General features: G+C 59.4%; 21 protein-coding genes and 1 pseudogene. 12 read left to right on the top strand and 10 right to left on the bottom strand.

Annotated elements, in window-relative coordinates; translation table 11 throughout:
* Window positions 1-30: 30 nt before the first annotated feature.
* Window positions 31-729 (bottom strand): CoA transferase subunit A, encoded by a 699-nt coding sequence (locus tag ACYZT3_RS17730; RefSeq protein WP_074875602.1) that lies wholly within the window; start codon window positions 727-729, stop codon window positions 31-33.
* Window positions 730-879: 150 nt separating this feature from the next.
* Between ACYZT3_RS17730 and ACYZT3_RS17725 the strand changes: the two genes are divergently transcribed.
* Window positions 880-1,782, top strand: a complete 903-nt coding sequence (locus tag ACYZT3_RS17725) for a LysR family transcriptional regulator (protein ID WP_282382241.1) — start codon at window positions 880-882, stop codon at window positions 1,780-1,782.
* A gap of 134 nt (window positions 1,783-1,916) precedes the next feature.
* Here the strand turns inward: ACYZT3_RS17725 and ACYZT3_RS17720 are convergent, their stop codons facing one another.
* Both ACYZT3_RS17720 and ACYZT3_RS17715 read right to left on the bottom strand, forming a co-directional pair.
* The gene (locus ACYZT3_RS17720) at window positions 1,917-2,759 is read right to left on the bottom strand and encodes an NAD-dependent protein deacetylase (RefSeq protein WP_282382243.1); all 843 of its coding nucleotides are present in this window, start codon (window positions 2,757-2,759) and stop codon (window positions 1,917-1,919) included.
* 79 nt (window positions 2,760-2,838) lie between these two features.
* On the bottom strand, window positions 2,839-3,885 hold the full coding sequence (locus ACYZT3_RS17715) for a class I SAM-dependent methyltransferase (protein WP_282382245.1): 1,047 nt from the start codon (window positions 3,883-3,885) through the stop codon (window positions 2,839-2,841).
* A gap of 319 nt (window positions 3,886-4,204) precedes the next feature.
* Between ACYZT3_RS17715 and ACYZT3_RS17710 the strand changes: the two genes are divergently transcribed.
* Together ACYZT3_RS17710 and ACYZT3_RS17705 are read left to right on the top strand one after the other, a co-directional pair.
* Window positions 4,205-5,044 (top strand): HvfB family MNIO-type RiPP peptide maturase, encoded by an 840-nt coding sequence (locus tag ACYZT3_RS17710; protein ID WP_282382247.1) that lies wholly within the window; start codon window positions 4,205-4,207, stop codon window positions 5,042-5,044.
* On the top strand, window positions 5,037-5,786 hold the full coding sequence (locus tag ACYZT3_RS17705) for an HvfC family RiPP maturation protein (protein WP_462030389.1): 750 nt from the start codon (window positions 5,037-5,039) through the stop codon (window positions 5,784-5,786). Before ACYZT3_RS17710 ends, ACYZT3_RS17705 begins: the two co-directional genes overlap by 8 nt.
* On the opposite strand, the gene ACYZT3_RS17700 is transcribed toward ACYZT3_RS17705, so the two are convergent.
* The gene (locus ACYZT3_RS17700) at window positions 5,783-7,090 is read right to left on the bottom strand and encodes an ATP-binding protein (RefSeq protein WP_462030388.1); all 1,308 of its coding nucleotides are present in this window, start codon (window positions 7,088-7,090) and stop codon (window positions 5,783-5,785) included. The genes ACYZT3_RS17705 and ACYZT3_RS17700 overlap by 4 nt on opposite strands.
* Window positions 7,087-7,827 carry a response regulator gene (locus ACYZT3_RS17695; RefSeq protein WP_282382256.1) on the bottom strand — a complete coding sequence of 247 codons (741 nt, stop codon included), beginning with the start codon at window positions 7,825-7,827 and terminating at the stop codon, window positions 7,087-7,089. Before ACYZT3_RS17695 ends, ACYZT3_RS17700 begins: the two co-directional genes overlap by 4 nt.
* Before the next feature lie 305 nt (window positions 7,828-8,132).
* Between ACYZT3_RS17695 and ACYZT3_RS17690 the strand changes: the two genes are divergently transcribed.
* The 3 genes from ACYZT3_RS17690 to ACYZT3_RS17680 all read left to right on the top strand — a co-directional run bounded on the left by ACYZT3_RS17690 (window position 8,133) and on the right by ACYZT3_RS17680 (window position 9,942).
* Entirely contained in the window at window positions 8,133-8,396 is a 264-nt protein-coding gene (locus tag ACYZT3_RS17690) for a DUF2790 domain-containing protein (protein ID WP_282382258.1), read from the top strand.
* Window positions 8,397-8,444: 48 nt separating this feature from the next.
* Window positions 8,445-8,657, top strand: coding sequence for a hypothetical protein (locus ACYZT3_RS17685; RefSeq protein WP_462030387.1), 213 nt, complete (start codon window positions 8,445-8,447; stop codon window positions 8,655-8,657).
* A gap of 73 nt (window positions 8,658-8,730) precedes the next feature.
* A complete protein-coding gene (locus ACYZT3_RS17680; RefSeq protein WP_462030386.1) occupies window positions 8,731-9,942 on the top strand; it encodes a cytochrome c biogenesis protein DipZ in 1,212 nt (403 codons plus the stop codon).
* Between the two features lie 24 nt (window positions 9,943-9,966).
* Here ACYZT3_RS17680 and ACYZT3_RS17675 read toward each other — a convergent pair whose 3' ends face one another.
* Window positions 9,967-10,176 carry a helix-turn-helix domain-containing protein gene (locus ACYZT3_RS17675; RefSeq protein WP_462032393.1) on the bottom strand — a complete coding sequence of 70 codons (210 nt, stop codon included), beginning with the start codon at window positions 10,174-10,176 and terminating at the stop codon, window positions 9,967-9,969.
* 88 nt (window positions 10,177-10,264) lie between these two features.
* Here ACYZT3_RS17675 and ACYZT3_RS17670 point away from each other — a divergent pair.
* Window positions 10,265-10,767 (top strand): annotated as a pseudogene (locus tag ACYZT3_RS17670) (class I SAM-dependent methyltransferase); the annotation flags it as partial.
* Between the two features lie 103 nt (window positions 10,768-10,870).
* On the opposite strand, the gene ACYZT3_RS17665 reads toward ACYZT3_RS17670, so the two are convergent.
* Window positions 10,871-11,797, bottom strand: a complete 927-nt coding sequence (locus ACYZT3_RS17665) for a universal stress protein (protein WP_282382268.1) — start codon at window positions 11,795-11,797, stop codon at window positions 10,871-10,873.
* A gap of 156 nt (window positions 11,798-11,953) precedes the next feature.
* Between ACYZT3_RS17665 and ACYZT3_RS17660 the strand changes: the two genes are divergently transcribed.
* Window positions 11,954-13,027 carry an NAD(P)-dependent alcohol dehydrogenase gene (locus tag ACYZT3_RS17660; RefSeq protein ID WP_282382270.1) on the top strand — a complete coding sequence of 358 codons (1,074 nt, stop codon included), beginning with the start codon at window positions 11,954-11,956 and terminating at the stop codon, window positions 13,025-13,027.
* Between the two features lie 40 nt (window positions 13,028-13,067).
* Here the strand turns inward: ACYZT3_RS17660 and ACYZT3_RS17655 are convergent, their stop codons facing one another.
* The 3 genes from ACYZT3_RS17655 to ACYZT3_RS17645 form a co-directional block, all read right to left on the bottom strand.
* Window positions 13,068-13,508, bottom strand: a complete 441-nt coding sequence (locus tag ACYZT3_RS17655; protein ID WP_282382272.1) for a hypothetical protein — start codon at window positions 13,506-13,508, stop codon at window positions 13,068-13,070.
* A gap of 144 nt (window positions 13,509-13,652) precedes the next feature.
* Window positions 13,653-14,558, bottom strand: coding sequence for a carbohydrate kinase family protein (locus ACYZT3_RS17650; RefSeq protein ID WP_282382274.1), 906 nt, complete (start codon window positions 14,556-14,558; stop codon window positions 13,653-13,655).
* Between the two features lie 72 nt (window positions 14,559-14,630).
* Window positions 14,631-15,581 (bottom strand): AraC family transcriptional regulator, encoded by a 951-nt coding sequence (locus ACYZT3_RS17645; RefSeq protein ID WP_282382275.1) that lies wholly within the window; start codon window positions 15,579-15,581, stop codon window positions 14,631-14,633.
* Between the two features lie 293 nt (window positions 15,582-15,874).
* On the opposite strand from ACYZT3_RS17645, the gene ACYZT3_RS17640 reads away from it, so the two are divergent.
* The 4 genes from ACYZT3_RS17640 (at window position 15,875) to ACYZT3_RS17625 (ending at window position 20,132) form a co-directional block, all read left to right on the top strand.
* A complete protein-coding gene (locus ACYZT3_RS17640) occupies window positions 15,875-17,182 on the top strand; it encodes an ABC transporter substrate-binding protein (RefSeq protein WP_462030385.1) in 1,308 nt (435 codons plus the stop codon).
* A gap of 78 nt (window positions 17,183-17,260) precedes the next feature.
* Entirely contained in the window at window positions 17,261-18,160 is a 900-nt protein-coding gene (locus tag ACYZT3_RS17635; protein WP_282383457.1) for a carbohydrate ABC transporter permease, read from the top strand.
* A 10-nt stretch (window positions 18,161-18,170) separates the two neighbouring features.
* The gene (locus ACYZT3_RS17630) at window positions 18,171-19,001 is read left to right on the top strand and encodes a carbohydrate ABC transporter permease (RefSeq protein ID WP_462030142.1); all 831 of its coding nucleotides are present in this window, start codon (window positions 18,171-18,173) and stop codon (window positions 18,999-19,001) included.
* A gap of 33 nt (window positions 19,002-19,034) precedes the next feature.
* Window positions 19,035-20,132, top strand: coding sequence for an ABC transporter ATP-binding protein (locus ACYZT3_RS17625; protein WP_462030384.1), 1,098 nt, complete (start codon window positions 19,035-19,037; stop codon window positions 20,130-20,132).
* Window positions 20,133-20,180: the final 48 nt, after the last annotated feature.

Here is a 20,180-nt window from a genome sequence, read left to right as displayed (position 1 = left end):
TGTTATTCCTTCAGGTCCGGGGACAGGGGATCACTTACGCACGGTGCGCTGTTCGATGCGCTTCTCGAACGTGCCGCAAATGACCCGGTCGACGTAGATGCCAGGGGTGTGGATCTGCGCCGGGTCCAGCTCGCCGGGTTCGACGATTTCTTCGACTTCGACCACGGTGATCTTGCCGGCAGTGGCGGCCAGGGGATTGAAGTTCTGGGCGGTATGGCGATAGATCACGTTGCCGAAATGGTCGGCTTTCCAGCCTTTGACGATGGCGAAGTCACCGGTGATGGATTCTTCCATCAGGTACTTGCGACCGTGGAATTCGCGCACTTCCTTGCCGTCGGCAACCGGAGTGCCGACGCCGGTGGCGGTGAAGAAAGCGGGGATGCCGGCACCGCCAGCGCGCATTTTTTCGGCCAGGGTGCCTTGAGGGGTCAGGACCACTTCGATGGCGCCGCTCAGCAGTTGTTCTTCGAACATCTTGTTCTCGCCCACATACGAAGCGACAACCTTGCGAATCTGCCGGTCTTCCAGCAGCACACCGAGGCCGAAACCGTCGACGCCGCAGTTGTTGGAAACCACCGTGAGGTCGCGAGTGCCTTTGCGCTTGATTTCGGCGATGAGGTTTTCCGGGATCCCGCACAGACCGAAGCCGCCGGCGATCACGGTCATGCCGTCTTCAAGACCTGCCAGAGCTTCCTCATAGGAACTCACGCGCTTGTCGAAACCTGCCATATGCACCTCTTTTATTCTTTGTGGGCGGCTGGCTAGCCGTAGGGGTTGAGTGTCTCGTCAGTGAATTCATTTGTTAAGTTGATTTTTAAGGTTGATTGATAGATAAAACTCACCAATCACCCGCCCCGTACTACGTTGGAGACACCGGTCATGACAGTCAAGCAGATCCGCGCGTTCCTGGCCGTGGCCCAGAGTTTGAGTTTTGCTGTGGCCTGCGAGCGGTTGCACCTGTCGCAATCGGCGTTGAGCCTGACCATCAAGGCGTTGGAGGAGGGGCTGGGCGGGCGTCTGTTCACCCGCAATACACGCAATGTGGCGTTGACGGCTGAAGGCGAGTCGCTGGTGCCATTGGCTCGGCGGCTGATTGCTGATTGGGACAATGCCGAGGATGAACTGCGGCAGCGTTTTACGCTTCAGCGCGGTCGCGTGACGTTGGCGGCAATGCCGTCGTTTGCCGGCAACTTGCTGCCGCCGATCCTGAAAACCTTCCGCGCGCGGTATCCCAAGGTCAACGTCACCGTGAATGACGTGATCAACGAGCAGGTGCTAGAGATGGTGCGTGATCGGCAGGTCGAACTGGGGGTAGCGTTTGAGCCGACTCAGAGTTCGTCGCTGGAATTCACGCCGTTGTACATGGATCGGTTTGTTGCCGTTGTGCCGAAGGATTCTCCTTTTGCCGAACTGGAAGACATCGATTGGCAGACCTTGCTCAAGGAGCCGTTTATTACCTTGCAGCGTCCGTCGACGGTGCGGGTGATGCTGGAGGAGCACTTGCAGGCGCGGGGTATGAAATTGCCGGTGGAGTTTGAAAGCCATCAATTGGCGACGGTTGGGCGGATGGTGGCGAGCGGGTTGGGGGTGAGTGCAGTGCCGGCGTTGTGCGCCGGGCAGATGCGGGAGCTGGGTGCGCGGTGTATTACCTTGCGGGACCCGGTGGTGGAACGGGCGATTGGGGTGTTGACGAAGCCTGGGGTGGAATTGTCGGCGGCGGCTCAGGCGTTGTTCGATATTCTTAAAGCCGAAAACCTCGGCCAACAAGTTTCTATGCCTTGAACACGGTCACTTGTGGGCGCGAGCCGGCTCCGGGCGGCGATCCGACGAAGAGGCTGGCACATTCGATATCGATGTCGCCTGATACCGAGCTCGCGAGCAGGCTCGCTCCCACAGGAGTTGGGTTTCGTCAGTTTTCAAGTGGACAGTTTTTGGGCCAGTAAGGGCAAAAGCTGTTCGCACGGCGCCTCTATTTTTATATCCAGAATCTCATCCGCCCGAGTCTTCCCCAAATTGATCGCAATCAACGGCTTCCCCTGATCCGCCACCGCCCGGCACAACCGAAACGCCGAATACGCCATCAACGAAGACCCGACCACCAACAATCCCGCCGCCTTTTCGACCGCCGCCATTGCCTTGGCCGCCGTCGCCTGCGCCACGTTCTCGCCAAAAAACACCACGTCCGGCTTCATCCGTTCCCCTGCGCAGTGCGGACAATGCGGTACCTGAAAGCGCGCTTCAAAAGCCGCGTCGAGCAGGGTATCGCCATCCGGTGCCTGCACCGCGTCCACCCCGGCCAGATACGGGTTCTGCACTTCCATCAGTTGCTGGATCGAATCCCGTTCGCTGCGCTTCCCGCAGTCCAGGCACAGGACCCGGTGCAGGCTTCCGTGGAGTTCGATGACGTCATGGCTGCCGGCCTGGTCGTGCAGGGTGTCGACGTTTTGAGTGATCAGCTCGCTGATCTGCTGCGAACTTTGCAAACTGGCCAAAGCCTCGTGGGCCACGTTCGGCTGAGCCTGGCGCACCCGTGGCCAACCGAGCATCGCTCGCGCCCAATAGCGCCGCCGGGATTCGGGTGCCGAGAGAAATTCCTGATACATCATCGGCTGCCGGCCACGCCGCACGCCTTGGTTGTCGCGGTAGTCCGGAATGCCCGACGGGGTGCTGATGCCGGCACCGGTCAGGACCACAAACGGCTGGTCAGCCATTAACTGCTGGAGGCGGTCGAGTTGTTCGCGAATGGGGCTGCATGGCATGTTCAACACTCCGCAGGGCCTGTAGGAGCTGCCGAAGGCTTGGGCCGCGTTCGGCAGCTCCTACAATAACTGACGGTAGTTACTTGCGCGCCTCCAGAATCAGGTTGAACGGTGTTTCCGTGGCCCGACGGAACGTCTTGAACCCCGCCTCGGTGAAGACTTTGCGCAGTCGCGCCTCGCCAGCCTGGGCGCCGAGCCCGAGGCCGACTTCCTGGGACAGCGAGTTCGGTGTGCAGATGAAGGTCGAGGCGGCGTAGAACAACCGACCAACGGGGGTGGTGTTGTCGTCGAGCGAGTCATTGGCGAACGGTTCCACCAGCAACACCGTGCCGTCCGGTTTCAGCGAGTCATAAGCGTGCCGCGCTGCACCCACCGGGTCGCCCATGTCGTGCAGGCAGTCGAAGTAGCAGACCAGGTCATAGTCGTTGCCGGGGTAGCTTTTTGCCGTGCCCTGGAAGAACCGCGCCCGCCCGGACACGCCACCTGCTTCGGCGCGCTGGGTGGCGACCGTAACAGAGGGCGCGTGGTAGTCGAAACCGACGAACCGCGAATCGGGGAACGCCTGGGCCATGATCACGGTTGATGCGCCATGCCCGCAGCCGATATCGGCCACCTTGGCGCCAGCCTCCAGTTTGGCGACCACGCCTTCGAGTGCCGGCAGCCATTCGGCGACCAAGTGCGCTTTGTAACCGGGCCGGAAGAACCGCTCCGTGCCGCTGAACATGCACGGATGGTGATCGCCCCAGGCGAGGGCACCATCGCCGCGCATGGCGTTGACCAGTTTGTCCTTGTCATGGAAAAACGATGCGACTACCCCGATGCCACCCGCTATATAGACCGGCGAATCTTCGATCGCCAGCGCCAGGGCTTGCTCTTCGGGCAGGCGGAACTGACCGTTGGTGTGTTCCATGTAGCCGGAAGCGGCGTGGGCGCTGAGCCATTCGCGCAGCAGGCGGGTGTTGCAGCCGGTTTTGTCAGCGAGGGCTTCAGGGGTGACTGGCTGACTGTCGGCCATGGCCCGGTACAGTCCAAGCTCTTCGCCGAGGATGACATTGGCAAGCATCGCCGCGCCGCCCATGTCGTTCACCAGTTTACCCATGAAATCATTGAGTCTGGCCTCGTCCATTACGTGTGCTCCTTCAGCAGGATCACGGTCCAGAAGCCTTGTTTTTCGAGGCGTTCACTTCTGGGCGGTGGTCGTGGGAATGAACAGGACGATAAGCGCGCCCTGCGTGCAGTAAGTTTAGTCCGGGGTCCGTACAGCGCTGCTCGGAGCGACGAAAGTCCTGCGGACCACATTTCCCTGACTGCCACCGTGTATCCCACTGTATCCAACCCCCGTCCCGATACAGTTCCCCCCAACACCAGGACACTGCCGAACACAGACGAGATACACCGTTTCGATTAACTGTGATTCCGTTCTGACAATCATTGAGATCGACATCATGCAAACTCCCACCCTCTCAGCGAAAGCGACCGTTGGGCTCGGCTTGCGTCGCGGTTTAATGACGGACCTTCAAGCCGCCCACACCGGCGATTTTGATTTTCTGGAGGTCGCGCCGGAGAACTGGATCGGCATCGGTGGCGCGCATGGCCATGCGTTGCGTGCCTTGGCCGAGCGTTATCCGTTGTCCTGTCATGGCTTGTCCCTGTCGTTGGGCGGCCCGGCACCGCTGGACGTCGGGTTTCTGCAGGAAGTCCGGGGTTTCCTCGATCAATACAACGTGCCGCTGTACAGCGAGCACTTGAGCTACTGCAGCGATGACGGCCACCTGTACGACCTGCTGCCGTTGCCCTTTACCGAAGAAACGGTGCACCACGTCGCCACGCGAATTCGCCAGTCCCAGGACGTTCTCGGTCGGCGCCTGGCGGTGGAAAACGTCTCCTACTATGCCGCGCCACAGCAAGACATGGACGAACTGACCTTCACCAACGCGGTGCTGCGCGAAGCCGATTGCGACCTGCTGCTGGACGTCAATAATGTCTACGTCAACTCGATCAATCACGGTTTCGATCCGCAGCGTTTTTTGGCCGGCATCGATTCAGGCCGGGTGGTGGCCATGCACGTGGCCGGGCATTTTGATGAGTCCGACACGTTGAAAATAGACACCCACGGCGCCTCGGTAAAACCGGTGGTCTGGTCGTTGCTGGCTGAGGCTTACGCTCGATTCGGTGCGCAACCGACATTGCTGGAGCGGGACTTCCACTTTCCGGCATTTTCCGAACTGGTGGCTGAGTTGCAGACCATTCGCCGCCTGCAAACCGAGGGGTTGAACCGTGGATAAGCCGAGTCTGTTTCAGCAGCAAAACACCTTGGGCCTTTACCTGCGCGATCCCGATCATTGCGCGCCACCGGCTGAAATGGACGTGGCACGGGCGCAGGTTTACCGCGACCTGGTGTTCTCCAACCTGTCATCGCTGCTCAGCGGCACCTTTGCGGTGCTGGTGAAGATTCTGGGTGATGATGGCTGGCGTTCGCTGGTGCGGATATTCCTGCGGGACTACCGTGCGCGCACGCCGAAATTCGGCGAGATCGCCAAGGAATTCGTCGAGTTCCTGGCCTCAGAACCGCAAGCGTTGAGCGATGGGCCGTGGCCGCCGTTCATGGTGGAGCTGGCGCATTACGAGTGGGTTGAGATGGCGTTGCAACAATCCGAAGCCGAGCCGTTGCCCCTGAGCGACGCCGGGTTGTTGTTGGACCGACCTTTGCCGGTGTCGCCGCTGGCCTGGCCGTTGGCGTATGCCTGGCCGGTGCAGTTGGTGGGGCCGGATTATCGACCGGAGACGACGCCGGCTCAGCCGACGCTGTTGTTGGTCCGTCGGGTTGAGGACTGGAGTGTGAAGTTCTCCGAGTTAAGTCCGTTGGCGTGGCGGTTGTTGCAGCGGATTGAGGCGTTTCCGCAGCTGGATGGACGTGCGCAGCTGGAAGGGTTGGCGGTGGAGGCGGGGATGGCTGGGTCGCCGGCGTTTATGGAGAGTGGGGCGGGGTTGTTGCGGCAGATGCATGCAGAAGGGGTTTTGGGCTAGGTAGCATGAGTCGGTAATTTGAGCTCCGCACACAACCCACCCCCCTCACGATTACTCAACGTCAACGATCCCCCGATCGCCAACGCCAACTGTTGCGCAATCGCCAAGCCCAACCCGGTCCCGCCGGTGCTGCGGTTACGCGAGTTCTCCACGCGATAAAACGGTTCCATCACCTGAGCCAATTCCTCCTCGGCGATCCCTGGCCCGCGGTCCATCACCTTCACCGATAAACTGCCGTCAGCCTTCGCTTCTACCCACAATTCGGCGGCACCGGCGAACTTCAGTGCGTTGTCCGTCAGGTTCACCAGCACCCGCCGCAAGGCGTGCGGTCGGGTTTCGATCACCGCGTCACTTTTGCCACCGAGCTGAACGTCTTTGCCCATGTCCTGATAGTCGAACACCAGGCTGTCGAGGAATGAATCCAGATGGGTGCGGCGACTTTCCTCGGTGGCTCCATGAACGCTGCGGGCATAGGCCACACCTTCGCGCACCAGGTGTTCTATCTCGCCCAGATCATTCCAGAGTTTGTCTTTCTCGGCGGAGTCATCCATGAATTCGGCGCGCAGTTTCATGCGGGTGATTGGGGTTTGCAGGTCGTGGGAAATCGCCGCCAGCAGCTGCATGCGCTCCTTCAGGTAAGCGGCGATGCGCGCCTGCATCGAATTGAACGCCTTGGCGGCATGCGCGACTTCGGTCGGGCCTTTTTCATCCAGGTGCACAGCATGGGTGTTGGGGTCCAGGGTCTCCACGGCCTGAGCCAGGCGGGTGAGGGGGCGAATGACGATTCTTACGGCCAGCCAGGTGCAGAGGATCATCAATGCCAGTTGTCCCAGCAACACGATGGGTAACCACGGCGACAACGGCACCATCGAGGGTCGCACGTCGATGGTCACCGGGCTGCCGTCCGCCAGTTTCAGGTGGACCTGAAAATGTTTATTCGGCCCGGGGATGTCGGTCACAGTCATCGGGTAATCCTTGCCGATGGCCTCCTTGATCGAAGTCATCGCTATTGGCGAATCGCGCACGGGCGTGCCCGGCGAGCCTTCGTTCAACAAATAGCGGTAGTTACGTCGATCCAGTTGTTGCAGCCAACTCATGCGTTCTTCGGCCGGCAAGCGGTCGAGGATGGCGATGGACGTCGAGACGTCAGTTTCCAGATTGCCCAGCATGGTGTTCTTCGTGCTTTCGTATCGCTCGTAGTACTGCGCGCCGAAGGACAGTGCCTGCGCGAGAATCAAGCCGATCAGGAAGATCAGCGACAGTCGCGAGGCCAGGGTGCGAGGCCAACGAGTCGAGCGTTTCATGAGGGCGCCCCGAGGACTTCCACCGGCAGGGAAAACACATAGCCTTCACTGCGTACGGTCTTGATGTAGGCCGGTTCGCGGGCATCGTCCAGCAAGCGCTGGCGCAAACGGCTCACCAGCAAGTCGATGGAACGGTCGAACAGGTCGGCGTCGCGGCCTTGGGTCAGGTTTAGCAATTGATCGCGATTGAGCACCCGCTGAGGGTGATCGAGGAACACCCGCAGCAGCCGATATTCCGCGCCACTGAGCGCGACCATCGTGCCGTCTTCATCGAGCAAGTGCCGGGCCGAGGTGTCCAGTCGCCAGCGCCCAAAGGCCAGCAGGCGACCGCTTTCGGTGACCACCAGGTTGGGCGGCAGCATCCGCGTGCGGCGCAGCACAGCGTTGATTCGCGCGAGCAATTCACGAGCAGCGAACGGCTTGACCAGATAATCGTCGGCGCCCATTTCCAGGCCGATGATGCGGTCGGTTTCATCGTTGCGCGCGGTGAGCATCAGCACTGGCGTGGCCTTGTGTTTGCCGGCGCGTAACTCACGGCAAAGCATCAGGCCGTCGTCGCCCGGCATCATGATGTCGAGCACGATCAGGTCCACCGGAGTGGACTCCAGGAAGGCGCGCATTTGCCGTCCATCCGCCACGACGGTAGTGCGCAGGCCGTTTTTCTTGAGGTAGTTGCCTACCAGCTCTCGGATCTCGCGGTCATCGTCCACGATGAGAATGTGATCGACGTGTTCCATTTGGCCAAGCCTCTGTAGATGGGGGATGTCGCGCAGTCTATCGAGCCTTGGCCCGCTCGCCCGCCGCCCTTTGTATTGCAGTGTATCTGGCGTGTCGACGGATACACGCGGACGCAAAAACCCGAATTTTCAGGGGGTTTGTATCGCTGTGTATCAGGGGGCAGCTTTGATACGTACCGATTTACACGCGCCTGTTCCCGACACATACGGGATACCTCGCGGGCATTTAATAGGTTCTATCGAGGCAAGCCAAGCCGCCTCGGCCCACTAAACGATTGACCTGTTGAAGCCTTGAGGAAACCACCATGAACACCAAAGCCGTCTGCGCCGCTTGCCTGTTTGCCGCCCTGAACATCTGCACCTTGTCGGCCCGCGCCGAAGCTGGTGTCACGCCTAAAACCTACACCTACGGAACGCACCTGGACATCAAGAAAGTGGTTTCGCTGAAACAGGACGCCTCGCCTTCCTGTGGGGTTGTGGATGCCCAGCTGACCTACCTGGATTCCCATAACAAAACCCAGGTTCTGGACTACCGCAAAGTGGCTGACAGTTGCAACTCAGACAACTGAGTGCTTCGGCCGCCCAACGCCACGCCCATTTGAAACAGGAAGAACATCATGAACAACCTAAGCCGCTTTTTGACGGCCATTGCCTTCTCCGTAGCCGGCGCCGCTGCCCATGCTAACGCTGCTGTTGAACAAAAAAGCTGTGGCAGCGCTACTTGCTTCCAACTGACGCCGGTGGCGCAGAAGGGTGGGAACGACTTTCTGGCGCAGGATGGATCGAGCCGGACGCCGCAGGGGCAGCAGCTGGAAAACCAGACGGCCTGAGGCCAGACCACTGATCTGTGAACACCACCGATCGAGTGTGGTGAGTCGCCCTCCATAATTTCAAGGTGATCCCATGTTTATCATCGCTTTCCTGGGCGGCATATTGACCGTCCTCAGCCCCTGCATCCTCCCGGTCGTGCCGTTCCTGTTCGCCGGTGTTAAACGTTCACGTTCCTCGATCCTGCTCACCCTCGGCGGCATGGTGCTGACCTTTGCCCTGATCTCCAGCCTGGCCGTGGTCAGCAGCGAGTGGGTGATACACGCCAGCAACACCGGCCGTCATGTAGCCCTCATCGTGATGGTGCTGTTCGCCCTGTCGCTGATTTCCGCCCGTGTCGGTGACTGGCTGGCCCGTCCTTTCGTGGCGCTGGGCAATCGCATCGACCCCGACACCCGCAAAATGTCCGGCCCGTTGAGTTCGGTCATGATCGGTGTTGCCACCGGCCTGCTCTGGGCACCGTGTGCCGGGCCGATCCTCGGTGTCATCCTTACGGGCGCCATGCTGCAAGGTGCAAACGCTCAAACCAGCCTGTTACTGGTGGCGTACGGCTTGGGCAGCGCATTGTCCCTGGGCACCTTGATCTTCGCCGGACGCGGTCTGGTCAATCGCTTGAAATCGTCGATCCCTGTCACCGGTTGGCTGCGTCGCGGCACCGGTGTTGCAGTGCTGGCGGCTGCGGCGGTGATCTCCACCGGTGCCGACAAAACACTGCTGGCCGGCACCTCGTCCGAAGGCGTTACTACGGTTGAAAAACAGGTGTTGGAAACCGTACCGAAAGTCGTCGATTACTTCGTCAGCAAGGTCAAGGCAGATTCGTCCATGGACAACGCCCAAGGCGCCATGCCGTCGCTGTCCGGTGCGGTCGAATGGCTCAACTCGCCGGCGCTGAGCAATGATTCACTGAAAGGCAAAGTAGTGCTGGTGGACTTCTGGACCTACGACTGCATCAACTGCCAGCACACCTTGCCCTACGTGAAGGACTGGGCGAAGAAATACGAGAAGGACGGCTTGGTCGTGATCGGCGTGCACACCCCTGAATACGGTTACGAACGCATCATCGGCAACGTCAAGGATCAGGTGAAGAAGCTCGGCATCACCTACCCGGTGGCCATCGACAACAACTACGCGATCTGGCGCAACTTTGACAACCAGTATTGGCCCGCTCACTACCTGATCGATGCCAAGGGCCAGGTGCGTTACACCCACTTTGGTGAAGGTCGATATGAAACCCAGGAGAAGATGATCCAGCAGTTGCTGGAAGAGGCTAAAGCGCCCGCTGCGTAATGCATCAAATCAATGGCTCACAGGCTACGCGCCGTGGGCCATTGGTTTTTTCTCCTGACTGCGCCGCCACGCCGCCGGTGGCGCTCCAAACTCTCGACGAAAGGCCCGACTGAACGCCGTGTCGGTCTGGTAACCCACCTCTTCGGCGATCCGCATCAACGTGTTGGCGGGCTGCTTTTGATGGTGAGCTTGATTGTGCGCCTGTCGCGCCAGACCGTGAAATCTCCGGACGATCGGACAGGGCCCAGGTCACGGCCATCATCGATCCGACCACGGCCGAATAAGCCGGGGCTGCGTTTCAACCCGCAACGGAGCGGATTCCATGAGTACACCCATTGATCTTACTGCCTTGAAAAACCGTCAGATGGCTTCTTGGGCCAGTGGCGACTATGCCGTGATCGGCACCACTTTGCAGATTGTCGGTGAGCAACTGGCCGAGGCCTGCGATCTGCTTTGCGATGAACGCGTGCTCGACATGGCCGCCGGCAACGGTAACGCGACACTCGCCGCTGCGCGCCGTGGTTGCCACGTCACGTCTACCGATTATTTGGCCGTGCTGCTTGAACGCGGCGAAGACCGGGCCAGGGAGAACGCCTGGAAGTGACGTTTCAAGTGGCCGACGCTGAAGCATTGCCGTTCGAGGATGCGAGCTTCGATGCCGTGCTGTCGACTTTCGGTGTGATGTTTACGCCAGACCAGCCCAAGGCCGCCGCGGAACTGGCACGGGTCTGTCGTCCCGGAGGCCGGATCGGCCTGGCGAACTGGACGCCCGAAGGTTTCGTCGGCCAGATGTTCAAGACCCTCGGTCGCCACCTACCGCCACCGCCAGTACCTTGAGGTGGTGATCACCCGGCGTTGACCTGGCAACACAAAACCCCTGTGGGAGCGAGCTTGCTCCCACAGGATTTTGTGTTGTCCGGTAGATCCATCACTCGTCCAGTCGCTCGGTGTACACCACCCAAACGCTGCACGGCATTTTGTACAGCAGATGCTCCACCGTACTGCCGATCAGTCGGCCCATGCCGCGATGGCCGATCCGCCCCATGACAATCACGTCGACGTCATAAGCATCGGCATAGCGGGTGAGGACCTTGGCCGGGTTGCCCATGATCATGTGCCGTTGCTGCGGCCCGATGCCGTTGCGCTCGGCCAGTTCGTTGAAGGCATCCTCCTGGTAATCGAACACGGTCTTGGCCTTGCCCGACGAGAAGAACGCCGAACCGTTGTCGAAGCCGAACTCATCGGCGCTGATGGATGAAAGGTCATAGGCGTAGACCACATCGAGCTCGGCATTACAGGCGCTCGCCAGTTTCACCGCTTCGTGAAGAATTCGGTCGTTGAAGGTTTTGTAATGGTCATCGCGATGAAAGGGGTCGACCGCCGCGACGATCTTTCGCGGCAAGGCGTGCACGGCGTGGCTCACGAAATGCAGCGGCACCGGGCATTCGCGCAGCAAATGCACATCGAGCGGGGTAAACATCAGCCGCGACAGCAGCGATTCGTGTTCCAGCGCCTTGATCAGCACGTCCATCGGCTGTTCTTTGAGGTGAATCAGGATTTCTTCCAATGGGCGTTCGACCCAAGCCACTTCGGTGGTGACGTGCACACCGATTTTGCGCAGGGGGCGGGCCTGTTCCTCAAGCCATTGACGATGGCGATCGACGTAGCCCAGGCGCATCTGTTCCAGGGCCTTTTCGTTGACCAGACTGGCGGTTGCCAGGCCTTCAAGATAGTCGAAGGCGACGATGTGCAGTGCCGCGTCTTCGGCCTTGGCCAGCGCAGCGGCCCTGTCGAAAGCGGGGCTGTGTTCCATCAGCGGTGATGCAACTAGCATGAAGCGGGATTGACCAGACATGACGAACCTCCCGTGGATTAGCCGCCCGACGTGCGGCTCGTGCGACGTACATCCAGTCTCTAAGTATTGACCATGATCAACCTCTCGTCCGTAAACCGGGCGCAGGCTGAGGTTCGTGCTGAACTCAAGCGCACGATAATCCTCAGGAGAGCCCCAATGGCAACCATGAAAGCTGCGATATTCGTTGAGAAAAACCGCATCGTACTGGATGACAAACCGATCCCCGAGGTCGGGCCACTGGATGCGCTGGTCCGTATTACCACCACGACGATCTGCGGCACCGACGTACACATCCTGCGGGGTGAATACCCGGTGGCCAAAGGGCTGACCATCGGACACGAACCGGTGGGCATCATCGAGCGGCTGGGCTCGCAGGTGCGTGGTTTTGTCGAAGGACAACGGGTGATTGCCGGGGCCATCACCCCTAGCGGGCAAAGTTACGCCTGCCTGTGCGGTTGCAGCTCACAGGATGGCCCGGCCACCCGCCATGGCTTTCGCGCCGCCGGTGGCTGGAAGTTCGGTAACACCATCGATGGCTGCCAGGCCGAGTACGTGCTGGTGCCGGATGCGTTGGCCAACCTGTGCCCGATTCCTGACGGCCTCAGCGACGAACAGGTGCTGATGTGCCCGGACATCATGTCCACGGGGTTTTCCGGGGCAGAGCGAGGCGAGGTCAAGATTGGCGATACCGTCGCGGTGTTCGCCCTCGGGCCGATCGGCCTGTGTGCCGTGGCCGGCGCGCGCCTCAAGGGCGCCAGCACCATTATCGGCATCGATACCGTCGCTGAACGAATGAGCGTCGCCCGGCAGTTGGGAGCGACCCACGTGGTCAATTTCAAGGACGGCGACGTGGTCGCGCAGATCATGGCCCTGACCGACGGTCGAGGTGTCGACGTGGCCATCGAAGCGCTGGGCACCCAAGGCACTTTCGAGTCCGCGTTAAGGGTGTTGCGCCCCGGTGGTCGGTTGTCCAGCCTGGGGGTTTATTCCAGTGATCTGCGCATTCCCCTTGAAGCCTTTGCTGCGGGGCTCGGGGATTTCAGCATCGTCAGCACCCTGTGCCCCGGCGGTAAAGAACGCATGAGACGGTTGATGGCAGTGGTGCAAAGCGGTGGCGTCGACCTGTCGCCGCTGGTGACGCATCGCTTCAAACTCGACGACATCGAAGCCGCCTATGAGTTGTTTGCGCATCAGAGGGACGGGGTGATGAAGGTTGCAATTACGCCTTGAGGTTGTCCTCAGGGCTTGCAGCAGATATCGACTGCAGGGGCTAACTACACGTGACGCTGACGGCCTTCGCGGCGCGTTGCAGTTCTTTTTTAACATCGACAGGTATCCGCTGTTTCACGAGTCGCTGCTCGAGGAATGTCTGATCGCCTCTAGTATCAACCTCAGCGTCAATTGCAGCATCCACCGCTTCTATGGCGGCGGCGTGCGCTTCGATGACCGAGTCAACCTCAGCGTCACTGGTGGCGGCGTCGAGAGCACCAATGAGTGTCGCCACTTCGTCTTCTTCAGCCTTGCCATAGGCGTCTACGGACAGTCCGGCAGCCAACGCCCGCGCTCGGATTTCCACGCCTTTCAGAGCCTGCTTGGCCTCTCCACACAGAACGTCATGTTTGTGGTTTTCGGCGACTTTCCATTGAAAAAATCCATACGTCATCGTGCCGATAATCGCTACGGTGATACCACCGATCAGGATCCGCTTCATGGCTGCAGTCGTGAGCGTCTGAGGATTGAGGGTTCGGTGGACATCGCTTCGTTCTCTATTCGAGGAAATGAAAGCGTAGCACCGGAGCAGGCCTAGCCTCGTCCAACATCAATGCAAATACATGGGTAAAGGAGCGGCGTGTCTTCAAGAATATGGCGCATTAAGTAAACCTTTCACATCGGCCAGCGTTGGAGCATGGGCCCCGGCATGGTGGCAGGATAGGGATGCGCAGGCTGCTGAAAATCGCAAACGATCCCAAAAATCGGTCATTCCGAGCAATCCCGATGCCAGCCAACCGGCCATGCAAGCGTCTCCTGCACCTACCGTATCGGCCACGTCTACGGCGATAGCTGGCTGCTCGTACCGGTCGTCGGGGGTGTACAGAACCATGCCGTATTCACCTCGAGTAAACAGGATTTCAGCCTCTGGATTAAGTGCGCGAAGCTCACCCAATGCCTGGTGTTCGGTCAGCCCCGGATAAATGTGCCGAAGGTCTTCGTCGGAAAGCTTAATCATGTCGGCCAGGGCGGTCATCGTCGGGAACGTCTGCTCCCGATAACGGCTGTCCATTAAATTGCGCCAGTTCGGATCATAGCTAATGCGTTTACCCGCGCCTTTGGCCTGCTGAGCGAGTTTTACCAATCTGTCGCCAAGCGGCTGGCGCGCCAGGCTGATACAGCTGAAATGGCACACTTGGGCATGCTCAATCCATCCTTGCGGCATCAGGCCTGGATCGAAAAACTGATCGGCATCTCCAGCAAAAAAGTACCGTGGAGGACGGCTCGATGGAACGATGGCCACCAAGGGATCTTGGTCTACTCGTTGGATAAATCGCCTGTCCAGACCTGCCAGCTCTGATTGCCTGGCTATCTCGTCGCCCAGAGAGTCCGTACTGATTGAGCCTGCGAAGGCGCTGCTGACGCCCAAGCGACTTAGCGCTCGTGCAACATTCCAGGGCGCACCGCCGGGATAGCCTTTCCACTGTCCGGGAGTGCCTTGGACAAGGTCGGTCAGGGCTTCGCCAAATACGACTGCGCGAGGCAATACCATCGTCATTTCCTCAATATTTTCTAAGAGGGATTGCTGCTGGCTGATCAGAGTCGACCACCGGGCATCACTCACTCAATGGGCTCGGGTGAAAGGCAGGGAAGGGTGAGCACCGTTGCGATTGAACAACGTCATCGCCGTTTCGCGACGATACTCGCTCGGTGTCTGTTCCATTTCGATGCGAAAGTGCCTGTTGAAGTTGGAAAGGTTTTCATAGCCAACCTCAAAACAGATGTCAGCCACCGACATCTCTGTTTGCAACAACAGCCTGCAGGCGCGCTGAACCCTGAGTTTGCGCATGAGATCGATGAAGCCGTGGCCGGTAATCCTTTTGAAGAAGCGCGAAAAACCTGGCTCGCTCATCTCCAGGCGCTGAGCGATAACTGATAGGCGAATGTCGCCGGTGAGCTCAGTCAGTAGATAGTCAAAGGCCTTGTTGATTCGCTCGGAACTGCGGGCGTCGAGGGTGGGCGCGTAGCAAGCGCTGGCGAGCAAGTGGACGTCATGCGCGGGCGCTTTCATCAGCGCGTTGATCAATTGCAGAAACAGAATCAAACGCTCGAGACCTTGCGCGTGGCCTATCTCCTCCAGCAGTCGCGCTGCCTGTAGAGCCGTTGCCCCAGTGAATTCCAGGCCACGACGCGCTTGTTCAAAAAGGTGTTGAAGCTCCCCCAGCTCAGGCATCGTTGCGCGTAAGGCCAAGATGGCTGCGCCATCAAACTGCAGCACCACATCGCGCCCCGCGAGGTGTTCACCGGGCGCGAGATCCCCAATCCAGTCATGGGGAAGGTCGGGGCCGATGAGCGCTACGTGTCCGGCACCGAACGCACCGATGTAATCGCCTGCGACGAGCTTGCCGCTGCCTTGGCGGATCAGATGAATTTCGAATTCTGGGTGATGATTCCAGCGAGCCAGGGAGTAGGGGTAATCGTGTTCGTACCAGCGAAAGCTATGATCGGGCTCGGGAAGAATAACCTCCAACTCGGCGGGTCGCTGCTCGAACAGGGCTGCTCGGGTATCAGGCATGTCATGCCCCTTTTTAATTATTTGTTCTTCGAATGCAACCAACATACGCCTTCTCGGCCGGCACCTGCTAGCTCACGTATTGCCTGCAACTGATACTTTTTTGATCTCTGGCAGCCAGGCTGCGGTCGGTTAAAAAAGTATCAGATGAGCATCCGCTATGCGTTTGTCCGGGCCTTTTTAAGCTGCTGTAATCGAGTCGTCCACCATTGCCGGCCAGACGTATTTGATCAGCGGTGGTTAACAACAAAAATAAGAGCTCCCGTCGTCCAAGGCGCGGAGCGGAGAGCACTACGATGAAAATCCCGAAAGCGCTTTTCCTTTCCGCAGGCCTATCCTTCGCCCTTGTCAGTCAAGCCGCTGAAACAGTGACCATTGCCACCGTCAACAATGGCGACATGATCCGGATGCAGCGACTCTCCAAAATTTTTGAACAGCAGCATCCTGATGTGAAGCTCAATTGGGTGGTGCTGGAAGAAAACGTCCTGCGTCAGCGCCTGACCACCGATATCGCCACACAAGGCGGCCAATTCGATGTGCTGACGATTGGTACCTATGAAACGCCGCTTTGGGGGGCCAAGGGTTGGCTCGAGCCCATCACCGGGCTGCCACCGGAGTACGACCTGGAAGACATCTTCCCTTCGGTACGCCAAGGCCTGTCGGTCAACAACACGCTCTACGCGTTGCCTTTCTATGGCGAAAGCACGATCACCTATTACCGCACCGATCTGTTCAAGCAAGCAGGCCTGAGCATGCCGGAGCATCCGACCTGGACGCAGCTTGGCGAATTTGCGTCCAGGCTCCACCAGCCTGACAAAGGACAGTACGGCATGTGCCTGCGTGGCAAGGCCGGTTGGGGGGAGAACATCGCACTGATGAGCACCATGGCCAACGCCTTTGGTGCCCGTTGGTTCGATGAAAAGTGGCAGCCGGAACTTTCCAGCCCAGAGTGGACAGCAGCGGCGCACTTCTACGTTGATACCCTCAAGAAGTATGGGCCGCCAGGTGTATCCAGCAATGGGTTCAACGAAACCCTGGCCCTGTTCAACAGCGGAAAATGCGCCATCTGGGTGGATGCCAGCGTCGCGGGCTCGTTCACTACCGATAAAGAGCAGAGCAAGGTCGTCGACAGTGTGGGCTTTGCGCCTGCACCGACTGAGGTGACCGACAAAGGTTCGTCGTGGCTGTATGCGTGGTCGCTGGCGATACCGGCAACCTCCACGCACAAAGACACCGCAAAGGCCTTTATCACGTGGGCAACGTCGAAAGAATACATTCAGCTTGTCGCTAAAACAGACGGCATCACCCATGTGCCGCCAGGTACTCGACAGTCCACCTACAACGAGGCCTATTTGAAGGCCGCGCCTTTCGCCCAAGTGACCTTGCAGATGATGCAGCACGCCGATCCTGCGCACCCCTCGATCAAGCCTGTTCCTTACGTGGGTATCCAGTACGTCACCATTCCCGAGTTCCAGGCGATCGGCACTTCCGTCGGGAAGCTGGTTTCGGCGGCGCTTACTGGACAGATGTCGGTCGATCAAGCACTCGCCGCCGCACAGACCTCCACCGAACGTGAAATGAAGCGCGCCGGTTATCCCAAGTAACCCGCTCCCACAGTTGATCTTCATTTGTCTGTTCTTAATCGGTTATTCGCCATGAATATTTCAACTGCCAACGCTCACATGGACATTCCCCAGCCGGTGCGTAAAAGCCGGTTGGCCAACCCCGGCTGGTTCCTGGTCAGCCCCTCGGTGGCGTTGTTGCTGCTGTGGATGATCGTGCCGCTGGGCATGACCGTTTACTTCTCGCTGATCCGCTACAACCTGCTTTACCCCGGTGAAAACCAGTTCGTCGGGCTGGAGAACTTCAGCTACTTCCTCAGCGACTCGGGGTTCCTGCCCGGCGCCACCAACACCTTGTTGCTGGTCGGCAGCGTGCTGTTGATCAGTGTGGTGTTCGGGGTGCTGATCAGTGCGCTGCTGGAGGCCAGTGAGTTTCTCGGTCGCGGCATCGTGCGGGTGATGCTGATCTCGCCGTTTTTCATCATGCCCACCGTCGGGGCGCTGATCTGGAAGAACCTGATTTTCCACCCGGTCTCGGGGATCCTCGCGTACGTCTGGAAACTGTTCGGCGCGCAGCCGGTGGACTGGCTGGCGCATTACCCGCTGCTGTCGATCATCATCATTGTCTCCTGGCAATGGCTGCCCTTTGCGATCCTGATCCTGATGACCGCCATGCAGTCGCTCGACCAGGAACAGAAGGAAGCCGCGCGCCTCGACGGTGCCGGACCGATCGCGATCTTCTGGCACCTGACCCTGCCGCACTTGGCGCGGCCGATTGCGGTGGTGGTGATGATCGAAACCATCTTCCTGCTCTCGGTGTTCGCCGAAATCTTCACCACCACCAACGGTGGCCCCGGCTACGCCTCGACCAACCTGGCCTACCTGATCTACAACCAGGCGCTGGTGCAGTTCGACGTCGGCATGGCGTCCGCCGGCGGCTTGATCGCGGTGGTGATCGCCAACATCGCGGCCATCGTGCTGGTGCGCATGATCGGCAAAAACCTGACTGACAAAGCCTGAGGCCTGCGCCATGACCCTTCAACAATCCCGCCGTCTGCAAAGCCTGCTGCTCGGCACCCTGGCCTGGGCCATCGCGATCCTGATCTTCTTTCCGATTTTCTGGATGGTGATGACCAGTTTCAAAACCGAAATCGACGCGTTCGCCACGCCACCGCAGTTCATCTTCACCCCGACGCTGGAGAATTACCTGCACATCAACGAGCGCAGCGATTACTTCAGCTTCGCCTGGAACTCGGTGGTGATTTCCTTCAGCGCCACGGCTCTGTGCCTGCTGATCGCGGTGCCGGCGGCGTACTCGATGGCGTTCTACGAAACCCAGCGCACCAAAGGCACGCTGCTGTGGATGCTCTCCACCAAAATGCTGCCACCGGTGGGCGTGCTGATGCCGATCTACCTGCTGGCCAAGAGTTTGGGCCTGCTCGACACGCGCATCGCGCTGATCGTGATCTATACGCTGATCAACCTGCCGATCGTGGTCTGGATGATTTACACCTACTTCAAAGACATCCCCAAAGACATCCTCGAAGCCGCGCGCCTCGACGGCGCCACGCTGTGGCAGGAAATGCTCCGGGTGCTGTTGCCGATCGCCAAGGGTGGCCTGGCGTCCACGGTGCTGCTGTCGCTGATCCTGTGCTGGAACGAGGCGTTCTGGTCGCTGAATTTGACCTCGTCGAAAGCCGCGCCACTGACCGCGTTGATCGCCTCCTACTCCAGTCCCGAAGGTCTGTTCTGGGCCAAGTTGTCGGCGGTGTCGACGCTGGCCTGCGCGCCGATCCTGATCTTCGGCTGGATCAGCCAGAAACAATTGGTCCGCGGCCTGTCGTTCGGCGCCGTGAAATAGCCCTCAAAGCATAAGCACAAAAGGAGCGCCACCATGGCCAACCTGACAATCAAGAATCTGCAAAAAGGCTTCGAAGGCTTTTCCATCATCAAGGGCATCGACCTGGAGGTGAACGACAAAGAATTCGTGGTGTTCGTAGGCCCGTCGGGCTGCGGCAAATCCACGTTGCTGCGCCTGATCGCCGGCCTGGAAGAGGTCAGCGGTGGCACCATCGAGCTCGATGGGCGCGACATCACCGAAGTCAGTCCGGCCAAGCGCGACCTGGCGATGGTGTTTCAGACCTATGCCTTGTACCCGCACATGACGGTGCGCAAGAACATGTCCTTCGCGCTGGATCTGGCGGGTGATAACAAGCAGGACATTGAGCGCAAGGTGACTGAGGCCGCCCGGATCCTGGAGCTGGAACGCCTGTTGGAACGTAAGCCGAAGCAACTGTCCGGCGGTCAACGTCAGCGCGTAGCCATCGGCCGCGCCATCGTGCGCAATCCGAAAATCTTTCTGTTCGATGAACCGCTGTCCAACCTCGACGCCGCCCTGCGTGTGCAGATGCGTCTGGAGCTGTCGCGACTGCACAAGGAACTGCAAGCGACGATGATCTACGTGACCCACGACCAGGTCGAAGCCATGACGCTCGCCACCAAAGTGGTGGTGCTCAACGGCGGTCGAATAGAGCAGATTGGTTCACCGCTCGACCTCTATCACCAGCCTGCCAATCTGTTCGTGGCAGGCTTTTTGGGCACCCCGAAAATGGGCTTCCTCAAGGCCACAGTGGTTGCCAACAGTTATCAGGGCGTAGAGGTCGAGCTGACCTCCGGTCGACGTCTGCTTATCCCTCGTGATGGAAGCACGTTGAGTAAGGGTAACGAAGTCACCGTGGGAATACGTCCCGAACACCTCAGCCTGGATGATCAAGGGCAACTGCCCATCACCACAGACGTCACCGAACGCCTGGGCAGCGACACCTTCTGCCACGTCGTCGCCAAGTCCGGTGAAGCACTCACCGTACGAGTCAACGGCGATTGCAATGTCGCATATGGAGAGCAGAGGTGGGTCGCGCTGGACGTTGCGCATTGCCATTTGTTCGACGAGCACGGGAAGGCTGTCGCCCCGTTGGTGCGTCTCGCCGCCTGATCTTCAAGCCTCTCCACTGCCCTCGGTAGGGCGTACCCGACATTCAAG

It is taken from the genome of Pseudomonas sp. MDT1-16, assembly GCF_054898115.1.
Note: the sequence above shows the minus strand (reverse complement) of the source record. Positions and strands in the feature narration are given on the sequence as shown.

What these genes read in the sequence shown, in the direction of transcription:
- ACYZT3_RS17730 (WP_074875602.1), bottom strand. Translation starts at nt 729, where the DNA reads ATGGCAGGTTTCGACAAGCGCGTGAGTTCCTATGAGGAAGCTCTGGCA.
- ACYZT3_RS17725 (WP_282382241.1), top strand. Translation starts at nt 880, where the DNA reads ATGACAGTCAAGCAGATCCGCGCGTTCCTGGCCGTGGCCCAGAGTTTG.
- ACYZT3_RS17720 (WP_282382243.1), bottom strand. Translation starts at nt 2,759, where the DNA reads ATGCCATGCAGCCCCATTCGCGAACAACTCGACCGCCTCCAGCAGTTA.
- ACYZT3_RS17715 (WP_282382245.1), bottom strand. Translation starts at nt 3,885, where the DNA reads ATGGACGAGGCCAGACTCAATGATTTCATGGGTAAACTGGTGAACGAC.
- ACYZT3_RS17710 (WP_282382247.1), top strand. Translation starts at nt 4,205, where the DNA reads ATGCAAACTCCCACCCTCTCAGCGAAAGCGACCGTTGGGCTCGGCTTG.
- ACYZT3_RS17700 (WP_462030388.1), bottom strand. Translation starts at nt 7,090, where the DNA reads ATGAAACGCTCGACTCGTTGGCCTCGCACCCTGGCCTCGCGACTGTCG.
- ACYZT3_RS17695 (WP_282382256.1), bottom strand. Translation starts at nt 7,827, where the DNA reads ATGGAACACGTCGATCACATTCTCATCGTGGACGATGACCGCGAGATC.
- ACYZT3_RS17690 (WP_282382258.1), top strand. Translation starts at nt 8,133, where the DNA reads ATGAACACCAAAGCCGTCTGCGCCGCTTGCCTGTTTGCCGCCCTGAAC.
- ACYZT3_RS17685 (WP_462030387.1), top strand. Translation starts at nt 8,445, where the DNA reads ATGAACAACCTAAGCCGCTTTTTGACGGCCATTGCCTTCTCCGTAGCC.
- ACYZT3_RS17680 (WP_462030386.1), top strand. Translation starts at nt 8,731, where the DNA reads ATGTTTATCATCGCTTTCCTGGGCGGCATATTGACCGTCCTCAGCCCC.
- ACYZT3_RS17665 (WP_282382268.1), bottom strand. Translation starts at nt 11,797, where the DNA reads ATGTCTGGTCAATCCCGCTTCATGCTAGTTGCATCACCGCTGATGGAA.
- ACYZT3_RS17660 (WP_282382270.1), top strand. Translation starts at nt 11,954, where the DNA reads ATGGCAACCATGAAAGCTGCGATATTCGTTGAGAAAAACCGCATCGTA.
- ACYZT3_RS17655 (WP_282382272.1), bottom strand. Translation starts at nt 13,508, where the DNA reads ATGAAGCGGATCCTGATCGGTGGTATCACCGTAGCGATTATCGGCACG.
- ACYZT3_RS17650 (WP_282382274.1), bottom strand. Translation starts at nt 14,558, where the DNA reads ATGGTATTGCCTCGCGCAGTCGTATTTGGCGAAGCCCTGACCGACCTT.
- ACYZT3_RS17645 (WP_282382275.1), bottom strand. Translation starts at nt 15,581, where the DNA reads ATGCCTGATACCCGAGCAGCCCTGTTCGAGCAGCGACCCGCCGAGTTG.
- ACYZT3_RS17640 (WP_462030385.1), top strand. Translation starts at nt 15,875, where the DNA reads ATGAAAATCCCGAAAGCGCTTTTCCTTTCCGCAGGCCTATCCTTCGCC.
- ACYZT3_RS17635 (WP_282383457.1), top strand. Translation starts at nt 17,261, where the DNA reads ATGGACATTCCCCAGCCGGTGCGTAAAAGCCGGTTGGCCAACCCCGGC.
- ACYZT3_RS17630 (WP_462030142.1), top strand. Translation starts at nt 18,171, where the DNA reads ATGACCCTTCAACAATCCCGCCGTCTGCAAAGCCTGCTGCTCGGCACC.
- ACYZT3_RS17625 (WP_462030384.1), top strand. Translation starts at nt 19,035, where the DNA reads ATGGCCAACCTGACAATCAAGAATCTGCAAAAAGGCTTCGAAGGCTTT.